General features: G+C 63.8%; 15 protein-coding genes. 7 read left to right on the top strand and 8 right to left on the bottom strand.

Annotated elements, in window-relative coordinates; genetic code table 11:
* Nucleotides 1-46 precede the first annotated feature (46 nt).
* From ACVIGB_RS50100 to ACVIGB_RS50110, 3 genes are all read right to left on the bottom strand, one after another.
* Nucleotides 47-916, bottom strand: a complete 870-nt coding sequence (locus ACVIGB_RS50100; protein WP_176532048.1) for an intradiol ring-cleavage dioxygenase — start codon at nucleotides 914-916, stop codon at nucleotides 47-49.
* Between the two features lie 72 nt (nucleotides 917-988).
* On the bottom strand, nucleotides 989-1,513 hold the full coding sequence (locus ACVIGB_RS50105) for a flavin reductase family protein (protein ID WP_456723665.1): 525 nt from the start codon (nucleotides 1,511-1,513) through the stop codon (nucleotides 989-991).
* Complete coding sequence (locus ACVIGB_RS50110) at nucleotides 1,510-2,151, bottom strand: FAD synthetase (RefSeq protein ID WP_456723664.1); 642 nt, start codon at nucleotides 2,149-2,151, stop codon at nucleotides 1,510-1,512. The genes ACVIGB_RS50105 and ACVIGB_RS50110 overlap by 4 nt, the downstream gene beginning before the upstream one ends.
* Nucleotides 2,152-2,425: 274 nt before the next feature.
* Between ACVIGB_RS50110 and ACVIGB_RS50115 the strand changes: the two genes are divergently transcribed.
* Both ACVIGB_RS50115 and catC read left to right on the top strand, forming a co-directional pair.
* On the top strand, nucleotides 2,426-4,003 hold the full coding sequence (locus ACVIGB_RS50115; RefSeq protein ID WP_456723663.1) for a 4-hydroxyphenylacetate 3-hydroxylase N-terminal domain-containing protein: 1,578 nt from the start codon (nucleotides 2,426-2,428) through the stop codon (nucleotides 4,001-4,003).
* A gap of 111 nt (nucleotides 4,004-4,114) precedes the next feature.
* Complete coding sequence (gene catC / locus ACVIGB_RS50120; protein WP_456723662.1) at nucleotides 4,115-4,405, top strand: muconolactone Delta-isomerase; 291 nt, start codon at nucleotides 4,115-4,117, stop codon at nucleotides 4,403-4,405.
* Nucleotides 4,406-4,455: 50 nt separating this feature from the next.
* Here the strand turns inward: catC and ACVIGB_RS50125 are convergent, their stop codons facing one another.
* From ACVIGB_RS50125 to ACVIGB_RS50145, 5 genes are all read right to left on the bottom strand, one after another.
* Complete coding sequence (locus tag ACVIGB_RS50125) at nucleotides 4,456-5,439, bottom strand: cysteine synthase A (RefSeq protein ID WP_456723661.1); 984 nt, start codon at nucleotides 5,437-5,439, stop codon at nucleotides 4,456-4,458.
* Nucleotides 5,440-5,817: 378 nt separating this feature from the next.
* Nucleotides 5,818-6,402: a TIGR02281 family clan AA aspartic protease gene (locus ACVIGB_RS50130; RefSeq protein ID WP_092125545.1), complete on the bottom strand. Its 585-nt coding sequence runs from the start codon at nucleotides 6,400-6,402 to the stop codon at nucleotides 5,818-5,820.
* Between the two features lie 25 nt (nucleotides 6,403-6,427).
* Nucleotides 6,428-6,631: a DUF1289 domain-containing protein gene (locus ACVIGB_RS50135; RefSeq protein ID WP_092125546.1), complete on the bottom strand. Its 204-nt coding sequence runs from the start codon at nucleotides 6,629-6,631 to the stop codon at nucleotides 6,428-6,430.
* A gap of 154 nt (nucleotides 6,632-6,785) precedes the next feature.
* Nucleotides 6,786-8,390, bottom strand: a complete 1,605-nt coding sequence (locus tag ACVIGB_RS50140) for a sensor histidine kinase (RefSeq protein ID WP_456723660.1) — start codon at nucleotides 8,388-8,390, stop codon at nucleotides 6,786-6,788.
* 382 nt (nucleotides 8,391-8,772) lie between these two features.
* A complete protein-coding gene (locus ACVIGB_RS50145) occupies nucleotides 8,773-9,645 on the bottom strand; it encodes an NAD(P)-dependent oxidoreductase (protein ID WP_456723659.1) in 873 nt (290 codons plus the stop codon).
* A 201-nt stretch (nucleotides 9,646-9,846) separates the two neighbouring features.
* Here ACVIGB_RS50145 and ACVIGB_RS50150 point away from each other — a divergent pair, with 201 nt between their 5' ends.
* The 5 genes from ACVIGB_RS50150 (at nucleotide 9,847) to ACVIGB_RS50170 (ending at nucleotide 14,649) form a co-directional block, all read left to right on the top strand.
* Complete coding sequence (locus ACVIGB_RS50150; RefSeq protein ID WP_456723658.1) at nucleotides 9,847-10,284, top strand: VOC family protein; 438 nt, start codon at nucleotides 9,847-9,849, stop codon at nucleotides 10,282-10,284.
* A 56-nt stretch (nucleotides 10,285-10,340) separates the two neighbouring features.
* Nucleotides 10,341-11,471 carry an Mrp/NBP35 family ATP-binding protein gene (locus ACVIGB_RS50155; RefSeq protein WP_092125550.1) on the top strand — a complete coding sequence of 377 codons (1,131 nt, stop codon included), beginning with the start codon at nucleotides 10,341-10,343 and terminating at the stop codon, nucleotides 11,469-11,471.
* 210 nt (nucleotides 11,472-11,681) lie between these two features.
* The gene (locus tag ACVIGB_RS50160; RefSeq protein ID WP_456723657.1) at nucleotides 11,682-11,918 is read left to right on the top strand and encodes a hypothetical protein; all 237 of its coding nucleotides are present in this window, start codon (nucleotides 11,682-11,684) and stop codon (nucleotides 11,916-11,918) included.
* A gap of 308 nt (nucleotides 11,919-12,226) precedes the next feature.
* Nucleotides 12,227-13,315 carry a TRAP transporter substrate-binding protein gene (locus ACVIGB_RS50165; RefSeq protein WP_456723656.1) on the top strand — a complete coding sequence of 363 codons (1,089 nt, stop codon included), beginning with the start codon at nucleotides 12,227-12,229 and terminating at the stop codon, nucleotides 13,313-13,315.
* Between the two features lie 245 nt (nucleotides 13,316-13,560).
* Nucleotides 13,561-14,649 carry a TRAP transporter substrate-binding protein gene (locus ACVIGB_RS50170; RefSeq protein ID WP_456723655.1) on the top strand — a complete coding sequence of 363 codons (1,089 nt, stop codon included), beginning with the start codon at nucleotides 13,561-13,563 and terminating at the stop codon, nucleotides 14,647-14,649.
* Nucleotides 14,650-14,699: the final 50 nt, after the last annotated feature.

Here is a 14,699-nt window from a genome sequence, read left to right on the forward strand (position 1 = left end):
AGTGAACCCTGCCAGGCTTTTCGAGCCCGGCAGGGCGTGGTGCGGATTACTCGGCCGCGACGAGGCGCTCGACCGCCGCCTTCTTGAGCTTGAAGTCGAAATCGAGAACGAGATCGGTGTCGGCGCCGGCCGGTGCCTTGGCGAACTTGCCGATCAGGCTCTGCTTCACGGCGAACACCGAGTCATTGTCGAGATACTTGGTCTCGGAATCGTAGATCTGCGAGATCAGCGATTGATAGCCGTCCTTCGACAGCATGAAGTGGATGTGGCCCGGGCGCCAGGGATGGTGGCCCATGTATTTCAAGAGCTCGCCGCCGGCGCCGTCATAGGGGATCGGGTAGGGCTCGGGGCGGAGCGCCACGAAGGCGTATTCGCCGTTGGCGTCGGTCGTGAACCGCCCGCGCAGATTATAGGCCGGCTGCTCAGGGTCCTGCAGGTCGTAGAGCCCGTTCGGCGCATCTTCCCAGACGTCGATCGTGACGCCCTCGATCGGCCGTCCCGCGGTGTCGCTGATGCGCCCGCTGACCTTCACGGTCTGCGCGTTGTCGAACGTCTTCTTGATGATGGAGGCGCCCTTCGGCAGCACCGGCGGGTTCTCCCGGTAGAACGGCCCGAGCACGGTGGACTCGCTCTCGCCATCGGTGACCCGGTGGTCGAGCATGTCGACCAGCACCTCGACGCCGAGAATATCAGCGATCAGGATGAACTCGTTGCGCTTCTCGTCCGAGATGTCGCCGGCGCGCCGCAGGAATTCGCACGCGGCGAACCACTCGGCGAAGGTCAGGTCGACCTCCTTGCAGAACGCGTGCATGTGGCGAATCAGGCTCGTCATGATCTGACGGTTGCGATCAGGAATGTCGTTCGAGAGCGCGGCGATCACGTGGTCGGTGATGGTGTCCTTGTTGACGTTCAGCATGGTCGTTTCCTCCTTTTCTTGCAGTTTGGATCGAACTTGCATCCCCGTTTTCGGGAATATCTTCTGGCGGTCTCACCAGACAAATTCGTAAGCAGCATTCTCCAGCGTCGCGGGCGCGGGGTGCGGGTCGGCCAGGCCGCCGAAGCGGCCGCGGCAGAACAGCAGCGGCTTTTTGCCGGGCTCCAGCGACATCTCGCGGACACGGCCGAGGAAGATCGTGTGGTCGCCCGCGACGATCTCATCCGCAAGATCGGTCACGAAATACGCCGCCGCGTTGGCGATGACGGGTAGCTCGTTCCGGCGTTCGAAGACGTCGCAGAGGTCGAGCCTGGGCTTGCCTGCGAAATGCCAGGCAAGATCCTCCATGCCCTCGGCGAGCACGCTGACCGCGAACCGGCCGGTGCTCTGGATGTTGCAAAGCATCTTCGCGCTTTTCGCGATCGAGATCGCGACCAGTGGCGGATCGAGCGAGACCGACATGAAGGCGTTGGCCGTCATGCCATGGTCGCGTCCCTCGCAATGCGTGGTGATGATGGTGACGCCGGTGCCGAATTGGCCACAGGCATTGCGCAGCTCGCGCGGATCGATGGCGGTCATGGGTTGATGACCTCGAGTTCGGCCAGGCTGGATCGATTGGCAGGCGACGCGGTCACGATGTCCCGCCAGTTTTCCAGCGCTGCCGCGGCGGCGGCAAGGCCGGATCGCCGAAGCGAGCGGATCCGGCTGCTGGAGACGATCTCACCGTTGCCGCAGCGCACCGGCGGCAGGATGCGCGTGTCGAAGTGTTGCCGCAGCAGCTGCGCGGTGCCGCCCTTGCAGGACCCGAAGCGGAAGTCCTCGCCGACGATCACTTCACGCGGTTGCAAAAGCTGCAACTCGGCGAGGAAATCGGCCGCGGTGCGCCGGACGTAGATCTGGTTGAAATCGGCGACGACGATGTGGTCCGGTGCGAATGTTGCGATGCGCTCGAGCTTTTCGCGCAGCGAGATCAGCGCCTCGGCCTGGCCGAAATACACCTTCGGCGGCGGATCGAAGGTGTAGACCACCGCAGGAACGCCGCGGCGCTGCGCTGCCGCAATGGTCTGCCGGAGCAGTTCCTGGTGGCCGCGATGAACGCCGTCGAACGCGCCGATCGTCACGACGCAGGCGTCGAGGGCCAATTCCCCATTGCGATGGAAAGCGTCAGCAGCGTTGTCAAAACGCTTGCCCAGACCCTTGCCCAAACCTTTGCTCATGGCTCGCTCCGGTTTCGCTCCCTTGCCGTGCTGCGCGATTGCTGCGTCAGCTGCGGCGTTGCGTCGGCCGGACGATCATTGCCGTTCGGTCCGTGCCACCTGAGTCATAGCCCGAGCCGCGTCGGTTCGCGCGGTATGGTGTGATACCTTTCGCCCACTCCGGGTGAGCGCGTAGCTTTTCCGCCGACGTCACGCCAACCAAGAGCGTGACGGGATGGTCCGGGCCGGGGTGGCAACGCCCTCCGGTCCAACGACACAAGCGGAGGAGAAACCCATGACTACTGCAGCTGCCCTGCGGGCCGATGCGCCTGCGTCAACCACCAGCGTCTATACCGGCGCAGAATTCCTGGACAGCATCCAGGACGGCCGGGAGATCTACATCTACGGCGAGCGCGTCAAGAACGTCACCCAGCATCCCGCCTTCCGCAATTCGGCGCGGATGGTGGCACGCTGGTACGACCGCTTCCACGAGAAGAAGGATCAGATCGGCGTTCTGACCGACACTGGTTCGGGACAGTTGACCCATCCGTTCTTCCTGGGCTCGCGAACGTCCGACGACCTGATCAAGGGCCGCGACGCGATCGCCGAATTGCAGAAGGTTGCGTATGGCTGGATGGGCCGCTCGCCGGACTACAAGGCAGCGTTCCTCGGGACCTTGGGCGCGAATTCGGGCTTCTATGGCGAATACGCCGGCAACGCGAAGAAATGGTATGCCCGGACCCAGGAGCGGCTCGATTTCTGGAATCACGCCATCGTCAACCCGCCGATCGATCGCGATCGCGCCATCGAGGACGTGCGCGACGTCTTCATGCATGTCGAGAAGGAGACCGACGCCGGCCTGATCGTCTCGGGCGCGAAGGTGGTTGCGACCGGCTCGGCGCTGACGCACTACAATTTCATCGCCCACTACGGCATCCCGATCAAGGACAAGTCGTTCGCGCTGATCTTCACGGCGCCGATGGACGCCAAGGGCGTCAAGCTGATCGCCCGCTCGTCCTATGAATTCACGGCGGCCGCGACCGGCTCGCCGTTCGACTACCCGCTGTCGAGCCGCTTCGACGAGAACGACTCGATCCTCGTTTTCGACAAGGTGCTGGTGCCCTGGGAGAACGTCTTCATCTATGGCGACGTCGACAAGATCAACCAGTTCTTCCCGGCGTCGGGCTTCATCCCGCGGTTTACGCTGCACGGGGTGACGCGGCTTGCCGTCAAGCTCGACTTCATTGCCGGCCTGTTCTCGATGGCGGTGGAGGCGACCGGATCGAAGGATTTCCGCGGCGTGCAGACGGCGGTGGGCGAGGTGATCGCCTGGCGCAATCTGTTCCACGGCATTTCGGATGCGATGGTGAAATCGCCGATCGCCTGGCAGGGGACCGAGGGCTACAATCTGCCCAACCTGAACTACGGGCTGGCCTATCGCGTCTTCGCCCCGATGGCCTATCCGCGGATCAAGGAGCTGATCGAGCGCCATGTCGCAAGCGGCCTGATCTATCTTCCGTCAAGCTCGGCCGACCTCGAGAGCGAGGCGATCAGGCCTTATCTCGACCGCTTCGTGCGCGGCTCCAACGGTTACGCCGCGATCGATCGGATCAAGCTGCTCAAGCTGCTCTGGGACGCGGTCGGATCCGAATTCGGCGGCCGGCACGAACTCTACGAGCGCAACTACGCGGGCAATTACGAGAACCTGCGTGTCGAGACGCTGATGGCCGCGAGCGCGACCGGCGACCTCGGCGCCATGCAGGATTTCGTGCGCGACTGCATGAGCGACTACGACGTCTCCGGCTGGACGGCGAAGGACCTCGTCAACCCCGATGACATCAACCTCGTCAGCCGCGGTCTGGTGCAAGGCTGACGACAACGCTGACGATCTGGTAGACAGAGCGATGGAGCCGCCGCGGTCGCGCGGCGGCTCCAGTCCGTTTTCGCGCTACCGCTTCATCGCTTGCAGAGAGAGTTCATCATCATGCTGTTTCACGTCGAAATGGACGTGCGGATTCCGCACGATCTCCCGGCCGAGAAGGTCGATGCGCTGAAGCAGGCCGAGCGTGCCCGTGCCATGGAGTTGCAGCGTACGGGGGCCTGGCGCCATCTGTGGCGGGTGGCCGGACGCTATGCCAATGTCAGCATCTTCGACGTATCCGGCGCCCAGGAACTGCACGACATGCTGTCCAGCCTGCCGCTGTTTCCGTTCATGGAGATACAGGTCACGCCGTTGTGCCGGCATCCGTCATCGATCCACGACGACGACCGCTAGCGGCAGGCTGGTGGTACTTCCGGAGCGCTTGTGCCAGGTTCGCTCCCGCGTCACGTCATCCAGGCCGGGAGCGGGAGATTCTTCTTGCGCAGGAAATCTGGATTGAAGATTTTGGACTGGTAGCGCTGGCCACCATCCGCAAGGATGGTGACGATGGTCTTGCCTGGACCAAGGTCGCGTGCAAGCCGCATCGCTCCCACGACGTTGATCGCGCTCGAACCACCCAGTACCAACCCCTCATGCGCGACCAGGTCGAACAGGACGGGTAGTGCCTCCTCATCAGCGATCTGGTAGGCCATGTCGATCGGCGCGCCTTCGAGGTTCTTCGTCACACGGACCTGGCCGATGCCTTCTGTGATCGATTCACCTTCCGTCGTCAGCTCGCCCTTTGTGAACCAGTTGTAGAGGGCGGCACCCATGGGATCGCTGAGCGCGATCTTCACGTCGGGATTTCGCTCCTTGAGGGCGCGCGCAATTCCACCCAACGTCCCGCCACTGCCGACGGCACACGTGAAGCCATCGATCTGTCCATCCGTCTGTTGCCAGATCTCGGGACCAGTCGTGCGGTAGTGGCCGTCGCGGTTGGCGACGTTGTCGAACTGATTTGCCCAGAACGCGCCCAGTTCCTCGGCGAGGCGACCGGAATAACGCGCATAGTGGTCCGGGTGGGAAGATGGCACGGCGGGCATCAGGCGCAGATCGGCGCCGCAGAGCCGCAGCATGTCCTTCTTTTCCTGGCTTTGCGTATCGGGCATCACGATCACGGATCGATAACCGCGCGCATTGGCCACGAGCGCAATGCCGATGCCGACGTTGCCGGCCGTGCCTTCCACGATGACACCGCCCGGCTTGAGCCGGCCGCGCTGCTCGGCGTCATTGATGATGGCGAGGGCAGCACGATCCTTGATCGAACCGCCGGGATTAAGAAATTCGGCCTTGCCGTAGATGTTGCAGCCCGTGATCTCCGACGCCGCGCGCAGCCTGATCAATGGCGTATTGCCAATGGAGTCCAGAAAACCGGATCGAACGTTCATGGTTGCCCCACCTGCCCAGACAGTAGCTTGATGCTATTTTTCAATTGATCTCGGAAATATCTTGCCGTCCGGCATGCGAGATCGGAAATTCTGGGCCTCTGACCGCGCTGTTCTCAAACACGTAGCGTGCCGACGCGCTGAAACAGAAAGTAAGGAATAGTAGAGCCACTTTTTGTGAGTCGTACAATGTTCGTTTTCGACGCTGCGACTGCAGATCATTCATACCGTTGGTCACTGCGGAAGTTGATCCGCATCGCGCAGACACCGGACATCAAGTGGCAATCAGGCTTTATGGGGGCGCGCCGAGACTGCCACGTGCATGCAGAGGAGACGGTATCAAGCCGCTCCGGCCTTCGTTGCGTTGATCGCTGGCGCAGCCTAGTCGACAACCGTGCGCGGGCGCCGGTGACGGGCCGAGGTGTTGATGCTGCCGGTGACGTCGGGGTATCCGGTGAGGCTCAGTGTGTCGGAGCGGACCCCCCAACTTTCGAGCCGGTCGAGGAAGCTCATGCCGAGCAGGTTGGTCTTCATCTGCCCGCGTTGCACCACGAGCGCCGGCACCGATTTCTCGACCAGCTTGCCGACCGCGAGACGATCGAGCGTCAGCCGCGCCGCCTTGGTGTGACCGCCGGCGGTCTCCAGGTCGACATTGTATTCGAGCATGTCGGTCGGCAGCCCGATCGCCTTGGCGGTTTCCCAGGTCAGCACGACCGAGGTCGCGCCGGTGTCGATCACCATCGGTGCGCTGATGCCGTTGATCTTGGCGCGGAACGCGAACTCGCCGCCCTGGCTGCGCGCAATCTGCACCGCGGGGGCAGGCGCGGCGGCCGGCGCGGCGATGCTGCGGCCGAAGATCTGGGTCAGATTCTGTCTGGCGCGCGCGATCTGGTCGGGATCGCCGTAGGTGACAACGGCGCCCGCGGTTGCCATCAAGAGCAGGATGACAAGGAGGATGCGGGTCACGGTACGGCTCCGGTCGCTCCGGTGGTCACGCGCGCTTCGGACGCGGCTCCATGTGCTCGAGCCCGGCCTCGGCCATCCGCGCCGGCAAATTCGCCATGACCGACAGCCGCTCCGCGCGGTCCATCTTGTGCCAGCGTGCGATCTCCGGAAGCGTGCGACCACAGCCGAAGCAGAGCTTCGTCCTGGGGTCGATCATGCAGACTGCGATACACGGCGTTTCTGAGCTCATTCTTCAACTGTTGAACCGTTTCAGCCGCCGGTGCAAGTCGGTCGAATCGGGATGCGCCATCACGCCTCGGCTTTTTGTCGCGAGCATGGTGTTGGCGCGAACGCCTCGGATTCATTGGCAGCGAAAACCGCGTCACGATTGTCCGCGACATGCTCTACAATCCGGTGCCGGCACTCATGATGGACTTGCGGCGCACACGTTTCCGGTCGGCGCCCATTGAGGGCTCGGCCGGCTCCGGCTGCACCGGCGGCGCTTCTTCCGTCATCGGCGCCAGCGCGCTCATCACCCGTTCCGGCGGCAAGGTCACGATCACCTCGGTGCCGATGCGCAGCTTCGATTTCAGCGTGAAGGTGCCGCCATGCATGTCGATCAGGCTCTTCGCGATCGGCAGTCCAAGGCCCGCACCTTGTTCCGCCGACTTGATTGAGTTGGAGCCCTGGCCGAACGAGGCCAGCACGACCGGGATCTCGTCCTCGGCGATGCCGCTTCCGGTGTCCTTGACGCTCAGATATTGCCCGCCCGACGCGGTCCAGCCGACCTTCAGCCAGATCTCGCCGCCCTGCGGGGTGAACTTGATCGAGTTGGAGAGCAGGTTGAGCACGACCTGGCGGATGGCGCGCTCGTCGCCCCAGATCCGGGGCATGCCGTGCTCGAACACCTCGTGGATGGTGATGCCGCGGCTGGAGGCGCGCAGCTTCAGCAGATGGTGGCAGTCGGCGACGACATGCACCAGCGCTACGGCCTCTTCGTTCAGCTCGTAACGGCCGGCCTCGATGCGCGACAGATCGAGGATTTCGTTGATGAGATTGAGCAGGTGCACGCCGGAATTATGGATGTCGGCGGAATATTCCTTGTAGACCGGCACCGCATGCGCACCAAAGATCTCGCTCTTCATCACCTCGGAGAAGCCGAGGATCGCATTGAGCGGCGTGCGCAGTTCGTGGCTCATCTGGGCCAGGAAGCGCGACTTGGCGACGTTGGCGGATTCGGCGCGGTGCCGCGCCTCGTCGGAGATCGCCTTGGCCTGTTCCAGTTCGCCGATCAGCGCGTCCTTTTCGGCGCGGGCTTCCAGCGTCGCCAGCGTGGTCGAATGCAGGCGGTGCGCCAGCAGCGCGAAATAGCCCTCGGCGGCAAGCGCGAGCAGCGCCAGCACGTAATTGTCGAACGCGCCGTTGAGCACGAGGTCGAGCGCGATCCCGACCGTCACCGGAACGGTCGCCGCGAGCGCTGCGATCGGCAGGCTCGCCGCCAGCATGCTGGAGACCGCGATCACCAGCAGCATCAGGAACATCATCAGCGTGTTGGAGGAGAGATCGCGCCCGGCGGGGTGGATCAGGATCGCGGTCCAGCACAGGCCATACAGCAGGTCGAGCAGCACGAAACGGGTCCGCCATTTGCGGGTCACGGCGACGGAGGTCGGCTCGGCGAGGAAGCGGGCGCAGCTGCGGATGATGGCGAGATGGACAGCGAGGATGCCGACCGTCCAGGCGCCGGCCACGATCGGCTTCATCCAGAGGCCAAACAGGACGCCGGTTGCCACCACGAGCAGCATCACGACGTAGGACGCCGAGATCCGGGTCTGGGCATATTGCCGGAGCAGTTCGGCGTCGAACGCCGGGCGGGTTCCACTGGTTGACGTTAACCGATCCCGCGCCTCGCGCACCCGCTGTGCTGCGACGCGCCGGCTGTTGACCGGCACCGTCACCTGAGGTCCTGCCGGAAGTTGTACAACTTCAGGCTTTTCTGCGGGATTACTCATCAACAACACAAATCCTGCGCGCGAACCGCGCGCGCCTTTTGCATTGTCTATCTGTGACGCTAATTCATTAAGCGTTACCTTAAAGAGCTAAAGAAAGGCGTTAACCGGAGGTTAAATTAACTTTTGCCCGGGCGCCGCGCCGTTGTGCAATGTCAGGGCGCAATCGCGTCCGCGCCGACCAAAGTCGAGAGGCGACGCCGCTGGGGCAGGACGACCCCGCCGGTGCGCGGGGCAATCGCAGATGATGTCCGCTCGCACTCCGAGCCTGACAATTTCCCGTCGTCATGGCCGGGCTTCTCCCGGCCATCCACGCCTTGCTTCGCGTGGATCCAAAGACGTGGATGCCCGGGACAAGCCCGGGCATGACCAGATTGTAGGGGAGCTAGCGCTGCAGCCGCGCCAGCAGGCTCGACGTATCCCAGCGCTTGCCGCCCATCTTCTCGACCTCGGCATAGAACTGGTCAACCAGCGCGGTCGCCGGCAGGGTGGCGCCGTTGCGGCGGGCTTCCGCCAGTGCAATCGAGAGGTCCTTGCGCATCCACTCGACCGCGAAGCCGAAATCGTACTTGCCCTCGTTCATGGTCTTGTAGCGGTTTTCCATCTGCCAGGACTGCGCTGCGCCCTTGGAGATGGTTTCGATCACGGCGGCGACGTCGAGGCCACTCTTCTTGGCGAAGTGGATGCCCTCGGACAGGCCCTGCACGAGGCCTGCGATGCAGATCTGGTTGACCATCTTGGTCAGCTGGCCGGCGCCCGCCGGTCCGAGCAACTTGCACATCCGCGCGTAGGCGCCGGTGATGATCGGCTCGGCGCCCGCGTAGGCGTCTTCGCTGCCGCCGCACATCACCGTCAGCACGCCGTTCTCGGCGCCCGCCTGGCCGCCGGACACCGGCGCGTCGACGAACTTGAAGCCGGCCTTGGTGGCGGCGGCATCGAGCTCGCGGGCGACCTTGGCGGAGGCGGTGGTGTGGTCGACGAAGGTCGCGCCCTTCTTCATGCCGGCGAAGGCGCCGTCGGGGCCGATCGTGACCGCGCGCAGGTCGTTGTCGTTGCCGACGCAGCACATCACGAAATCCTGGCCTTCGGCGGCCGCCTTCGGGGTCGGCGCGGTCTTGCCGCCGAACTTGTCGGCCCAGTCCTTCGCCTTCGCCGCGGTCCGGTTGTAAACGGTGACCTCATGGCCGCCCTTTTTCACGAGGTGTCCCGCCATCGGGAAACCCATTACGCCGAGACCGAGGAAAGCGACTTTAGCCATGTCTGTTACCTTGTGATTTGCCGTGGTGATCGCCCTTGAGACCGCCGGAAAACGTCGCGGCGGGCAGGGCATTCCGTCCATGGAAGGAGCCGCACCATACCCCCTGCGCAGCGGAGGGCAACGGCTTCGTTGGATGGCAGACCCCGGTTTTGTGCTAGGATCGGCCCACCAAAGAACCTCACAAAAAAGGGAGTGTCTCGCATGGGCATGAGCGTCGGTGTGCTCGATCATTTCAATATTCGGACCCGGAATCTCACCGCCACGGTGCGCTTCTATGAGGACGTTCTGGGCCTGGAAAAGGGCGCGCGACCGAACTTTGCGTTCCCCGGTGCGTGGATGTACAGCGAGGGCAAGGCGGTCGTGCATCTGGTCGATATTTCCGCGACCGACGAGGCACAAAAGCCTGACTCGGGCGTCGTCCATCACGTCGCCTTTGCCAGTCAGGGCTTTGACGGGATGCGGAAGCGGCTGCAGTCCAAGGGCATGGAGTTCGACTCGCGCCAGGTTCCCGGCGGCGACCTCTGGCAGATCTTCGTCAACGACCCCAACGGGGTCATGATCGAGCTGAATTACGAGGCCGCCAAGGAGGGCGGCGCCGCAGCGCCGGCCGAGCGGCGGGACGACGTCGGAGCGAGGTAGCCTTTTGCGCTGCAACGCTCTATGGGAAGTCTCTTGAACTTTCCAGGAGATGCGCGGTGAGCGTGACGCAGCAACAGGTTCTCGATTGCCTTGCCAAGGTGATGTCGCCGCGCGGCACAGCCTTGACCAACGCCAATGTGCTGTCGGCGATCACGGTCACCGACGGCAAGGTGTTCTTCTCGATCAATGTCGATGCCGCGGAAGCCCGCGCTTGGGAGAGCGTGCGTGCGCAGGCCGAGAACGCCGTGCGCGCCATTCCCGGCGTCAGCGTCGCGATGATCGCGCTGACCGCGGAGCGCAAGGCGGGCGGTGCGGCGCCTGCGCCGCGGCCGGCCGGCGGTGTCCAGCCTGCGTCCGCGCACCGTCATCCGCACCCGCCTGGCGCGCAATCGCCGATGGCGCGGCAGGCCGAGATCCCCGGCATCTCCGCTGTCATTGCGGTTGCCTCCGGCAAGGGCGGGGTCGGCAAGTCGACCACGGCGCTCAACCTTGCGCTCGGCCTGCGCGACATCGGTCTGCGCGTCGGGCTGCTCGACGCCGACATCTACGGCCCATCGGTGCCGCGGTTGACCGGCATCCGCGAGAAGCCGCAGCTTAACGACGACAAGAAGATGATCCCGCTGCAGCGCTTCGGCCTGTCGATCATGTCGATCGGCTTCCTGGTCGAGGAGGACACCGCGATGATCTGGCGCGGGCCGATGGTGATGTCGGCGATCACCCAGATGCTGCGCGACGTCGTTTGGGGCACGCTCGATGTGCTGGTCGTCGACATGCCGCCCGGCACCGGCGACGCCCAGCTCACGTTGGCGCAGAACGTCCCGCTCAAGGGCGCTGTCATCATCTCGACGCCGCAGGACCTCTCCCTGATCGACGCGCGGCGGGGACTGGCGATGTTCAAGAAGGTCAATGTACCGGTGCTCGGCATTGTCGAGAACATGAGCTATTTCCAGTGCCCGCATTGCGGCACGCGCTCGGACATCTTCGGCCATGGCGGCGCCCGCCACGAGGCCGAGAAGCTCGGGGTGCCGTTCCTCGGCGAGATCCCGCTGCATATTGCCATCCGCGCCGCCTCCGATTCCGGCAACCCGGTGGTCGAGAGCGAACCGGACGGCCCGCACGCGGCGATCTACCGCGCGATCGGCAGCAAGGTCCGTGAGCAGCTGCAAGGCGTCATCGCCGCCGCCTGAGCCCGCGCTGTTGTCCCGGTCAGCCGGTGGGCCTCAAAGGCCGGGATCCGGGCGGCCTTTCTTCACAGGCCTGTCGCCCTTGGACGATTGCTGAATCGCGTCCGGCCTGTATGTTTGTCCAGCACTGGCCGAATCGTACCACCGTTCCGTCAATTGAAGGCGGGCACGGGTAGCCGTAATGCGGGGAGGGGCCGTGAGGCGACCAGCGACATGGCAGCATCACGCGAAGCAAACAAACAACGCCGTAAGCACCTGACGCGGGAGAAGCGCGAAGAGGCCTCCCGCATGGCATTCAACGTTGCGAAGAAATCCGACTCGATCGGGGAGGCCGCCATGGCGATCGCCAAGACGTTTGGCGTCAGCAAGACAACCGCGCAAAGCTGGATCCGGCGTGGGCGGCATTTGGCCGATAAAGCCAAGAAGGCGCGAGAGGCGACGCGCCGCTGATTGCCACGGGAGCCCGGTGGTTGAGCGCCGGCCGGGCGGCCCGCACGCGGCGATTTACCGCGTGACGGTGGCAAGGTCCGCGAGCCGCTGCAAGCCGTCGTTGCCGCAGCCTGAGCCCGCATTTTCCGGCAAATTTCCCGCGCCATCAGACTTTCGTTTAATTGGTGCGGTCATGCCATTGTCGCGTTTCCGTGAGGCCGCCTTCCGTGGTAAAGGGCCGACCCAGAGCGTCCCGGCTGGCCTCAAGCCTCCTGCCGGAGAATTGCTTGCGGACACCGGGAAACGCCCCCTCAAGGAGAAGCCTTACGATGAAGCGTCGTGATTTTTTGAAAGTTTCTGCGGCCGGTGCTGCCGCGACGGCGGTTGCTGCGCCGGCGATTGCGCAGTCCTCGCCTGAAATCAAATGGCGCCTGACCTCGAGCTTCCCGAAGTCGCTGGACACCATCTATGGCGGTGCCGACCAGGTGGCGAAGTATGTCGCCGAAATGACCGACAACAAGTTCCAGATCCAGGTGTTCGCGGCGGGTGAGATCGTCCCCGGCCTGCAGGCGCTGGACGCGACCTCCAACGGCACGGTCGAGATGTGCCACACCGTGTCCTACTACTATGTCGGCAAGGACCCGACCTTTGCGATCTACGCGTCGGTGCCGTTCGGCCTCAACGCCCGCATGCAGAACTCCTGGTGGTACCAAGGCGGCGGCGAGGCGCTCGGCAACGAGTTCTTCAAGAAGTTCGGCGTGATCGGCTTCCCCTGCGGCAACACTGGCACCCAGATGGGCGGCTGGTTCCGCAAGGAGATCAAGACGGTCGCCGATCTCTCGGGCCTCAAATTCCGGATCGGCGGCATCGCCGGCCAGGTGCTGCAGAAGGTCGGCGTGGTGCCGCAGCAGCTCGCCGGCGGCGACATCTATCCGGCGCTGGAGAAGGGCACCATCGACGCCGCCGAGTGGGTCGGTCCCTATGACGACGAGAAGCTCGGCTTCCAGAAGGTCGCCAAGTACTACTACTATCCGGGCTTCTGGGAAGGCGGCCCGACCGTGCATGCCTACTGCAACCTCGAAAAGTGGAATGCGCTGCCGAAGAACTACCAGGCGATCCTGACCAACGCGACCGCCAACGCCAACACCTGGATGGCTGCGCGCTACGACATGCAGAACCCCTCGGCGCTGAAGCGGCTGGTTGCCGGCGGCACGCAGCTGCGTCCGTTCACCAACGAAGTGCTCGAGGCCTGCCTCAAGGCGACCAACGAGCTGTGGGGTGAAATCTCGGCCAAGAATGCCGACTTCAAGAAGTCGATCGACGCCATGCAGACGTACCGTTCCGACCAGTATCTGTGGTGGCAGGTCGCCGAATACACCTTCGACAGCTTCATGATCCGCTCGCGCACCCGCGGCTGATCGCGCTCCGAGCGTTCGCGAGAAGAGAACGCGCCAAGAGCTTCGACCTAAGTAGCCCGGCCCCCGCAAGGAGGCCGGGTTTTTTGCGTCTGGCATTCGCCGAGGGGATGTTCCATGCTCGCGTCCGAAGCCTCGGCACGAAGGCGGCGCCTGATCGGTCACCGGTCATGACGGCAAAGAAACGCAGCGCGACGATCGCAAGCAGTCGACGCTCGGACAACACAATCACACAGGGTGGGAAGCAAATGAAGCGCAGAGATTTCATCAAGGTCACGGGTTTAGGTGTCGCAGGCGCGGCAACGGTCGCAGCTCCCGCGATCGCGCAGTCGATGCCGGAGCTCAAATGGCGCTTGACGACGAGCTGGCCGAAGTCGCTCGACACGCTGCACGGCGGCGCCGAGCTGATGGCCAAGGCGGTGGGTGAAGCCACCGACAACAAGTTCCAGATCCAGACCTTTGCCGCCGGCGAGATCGTGCCGGGCCTGCAGGTGCTCGACGCCGTGCAGAACGGCACGGTCGAGATGGGGCACACCGCGCCGTATTACTATTTCGGCAAGGACCCGACTTTCACCTTCGGCTCCTCGGTGCCGTTCGGGCCCAACATGCGGCTCAACCAGGCCTGGTTCATGCTGGGCGGCGGCAAGGAGCTGCTCAACGAGTTCTACAAGAGCTACAACGTCACCTCGCTGCTTGCCGGCAACACCGGCTGCCAGATGGGTGGTTGGTTCCGCAAGGAGATCAGCAGCGTCGACGATCTCAAAGGCCTCAAATTCCGCATCGGCGGCTTTGCCGGACGGGTGATGCAGAAGCTCGGCGCGGTGCCGCAGCAGCTCGCCGGCGGCGACATCTATCCGGCGCTGGAAAAAGGCACCATCGATGCGGCCGAGTGGGTCGGTCCCTATGACGACGAGAAGCTCGGCTTCTACAAGGTCGCGCCGAACTACTATTTCCCCGGCTGGTGGGAAGGCGGCCCGATGCTGGTCGCGATGATCAACCTCGACAAGTGGAACGCGCTGCCGAAGCACTATCAGTTCGTGCTCGAGCAGGCCGGCCATCTCGCCAACAACTGGATGATGGCGCGCTACGACCAGGCCAACCCGCTCGCACTGAAGAAGCTGCTTGCGGCCGGCACCAAGCTGCGCCCATTCCCGTCTGCGGTGATGGAAGCGTCCTTCAAGGCCGCCAAGGAGCTGCATGCCGAGGTTTCGGCGACCAATGCCAATTTCAAGAAGGTCTATGACTCGCTGACGACGTTCTCCAACAACGGCTATCAGTGGTTCCAGGTCGCCGAAGTCGGCTACGACAATTTCATGGCGCGCCACTCTCAGGCCTGACACCGCTAACCTTCAGCGCAAGCAGAATCCCGGGGCAAAGCTCCGGGATT

The organism is Bradyrhizobium sp. USDA 4341, from assembly GCF_054063755.1.

Bases quoted from the DNA above. Each gene is read 5' to 3' on its own strand.
- ACVIGB_RS50115 (WP_456723663.1), top strand. From the start codon at position 2,426: ATGACTACTGCAGCTGCCCTGCGGGCCGATGCGCCTGCGTCAACCACC.
- ACVIGB_RS50110 (WP_456723664.1), bottom strand. From the start codon at position 2,151: ATGAGCAAAGGTTTGGGCAAGGGTCTGGGCAAGCGTTTTGACAACGCT.
- ACVIGB_RS50125 (WP_456723661.1), bottom strand. From the start codon at position 5,439: ATGAACGTTCGATCCGGTTTTCTGGACTCCATTGGCAATACGCCATTG.
- ACVIGB_RS50140 (WP_456723660.1), bottom strand. From the start codon at position 8,390: ATGAGTAATCCCGCAGAAAAGCCTGAAGTTGTACAACTTCCGGCAGGA.
- ACVIGB_RS50165 (WP_456723656.1), top strand. From the start codon at position 12,227: ATGAAGCGTCGTGATTTTTTGAAAGTTTCTGCGGCCGGTGCTGCCGCG.
- ACVIGB_RS50150 (WP_456723658.1), top strand. From the start codon at position 9,847: ATGGGCATGAGCGTCGGTGTGCTCGATCATTTCAATATTCGGACCCGG.
- ACVIGB_RS50160 (WP_456723657.1), top strand. From the start codon at position 11,682: ATGGCAGCATCACGCGAAGCAAACAAACAACGCCGTAAGCACCTGACG.
- ACVIGB_RS50100 (WP_176532048.1), bottom strand. From the start codon at position 916: ATGCTGAACGTCAACAAGGACACCATCACCGACCACGTGATCGCCGCG.
- ACVIGB_RS50135 (WP_092125546.1), bottom strand. From the start codon at position 6,631: ATGAGCTCAGAAACGCCGTGTATCGCAGTCTGCATGATCGACCCCAGG.
- ACVIGB_RS50105 (WP_456723665.1), bottom strand. From the start codon at position 1,513: ATGACCGCCATCGATCCGCGCGAGCTGCGCAATGCCTGTGGCCAATTC.
- catC (WP_456723662.1), top strand. From the start codon at position 4,115: ATGCTGTTTCACGTCGAAATGGACGTGCGGATTCCGCACGATCTCCCG.
- ACVIGB_RS50170 (WP_456723655.1), top strand. From the start codon at position 13,561: ATGAAGCGCAGAGATTTCATCAAGGTCACGGGTTTAGGTGTCGCAGGC.
- ACVIGB_RS50145 (WP_456723659.1), bottom strand. From the start codon at position 9,645: ATGGCTAAAGTCGCTTTCCTCGGTCTCGGCGTAATGGGTTTCCCGATG.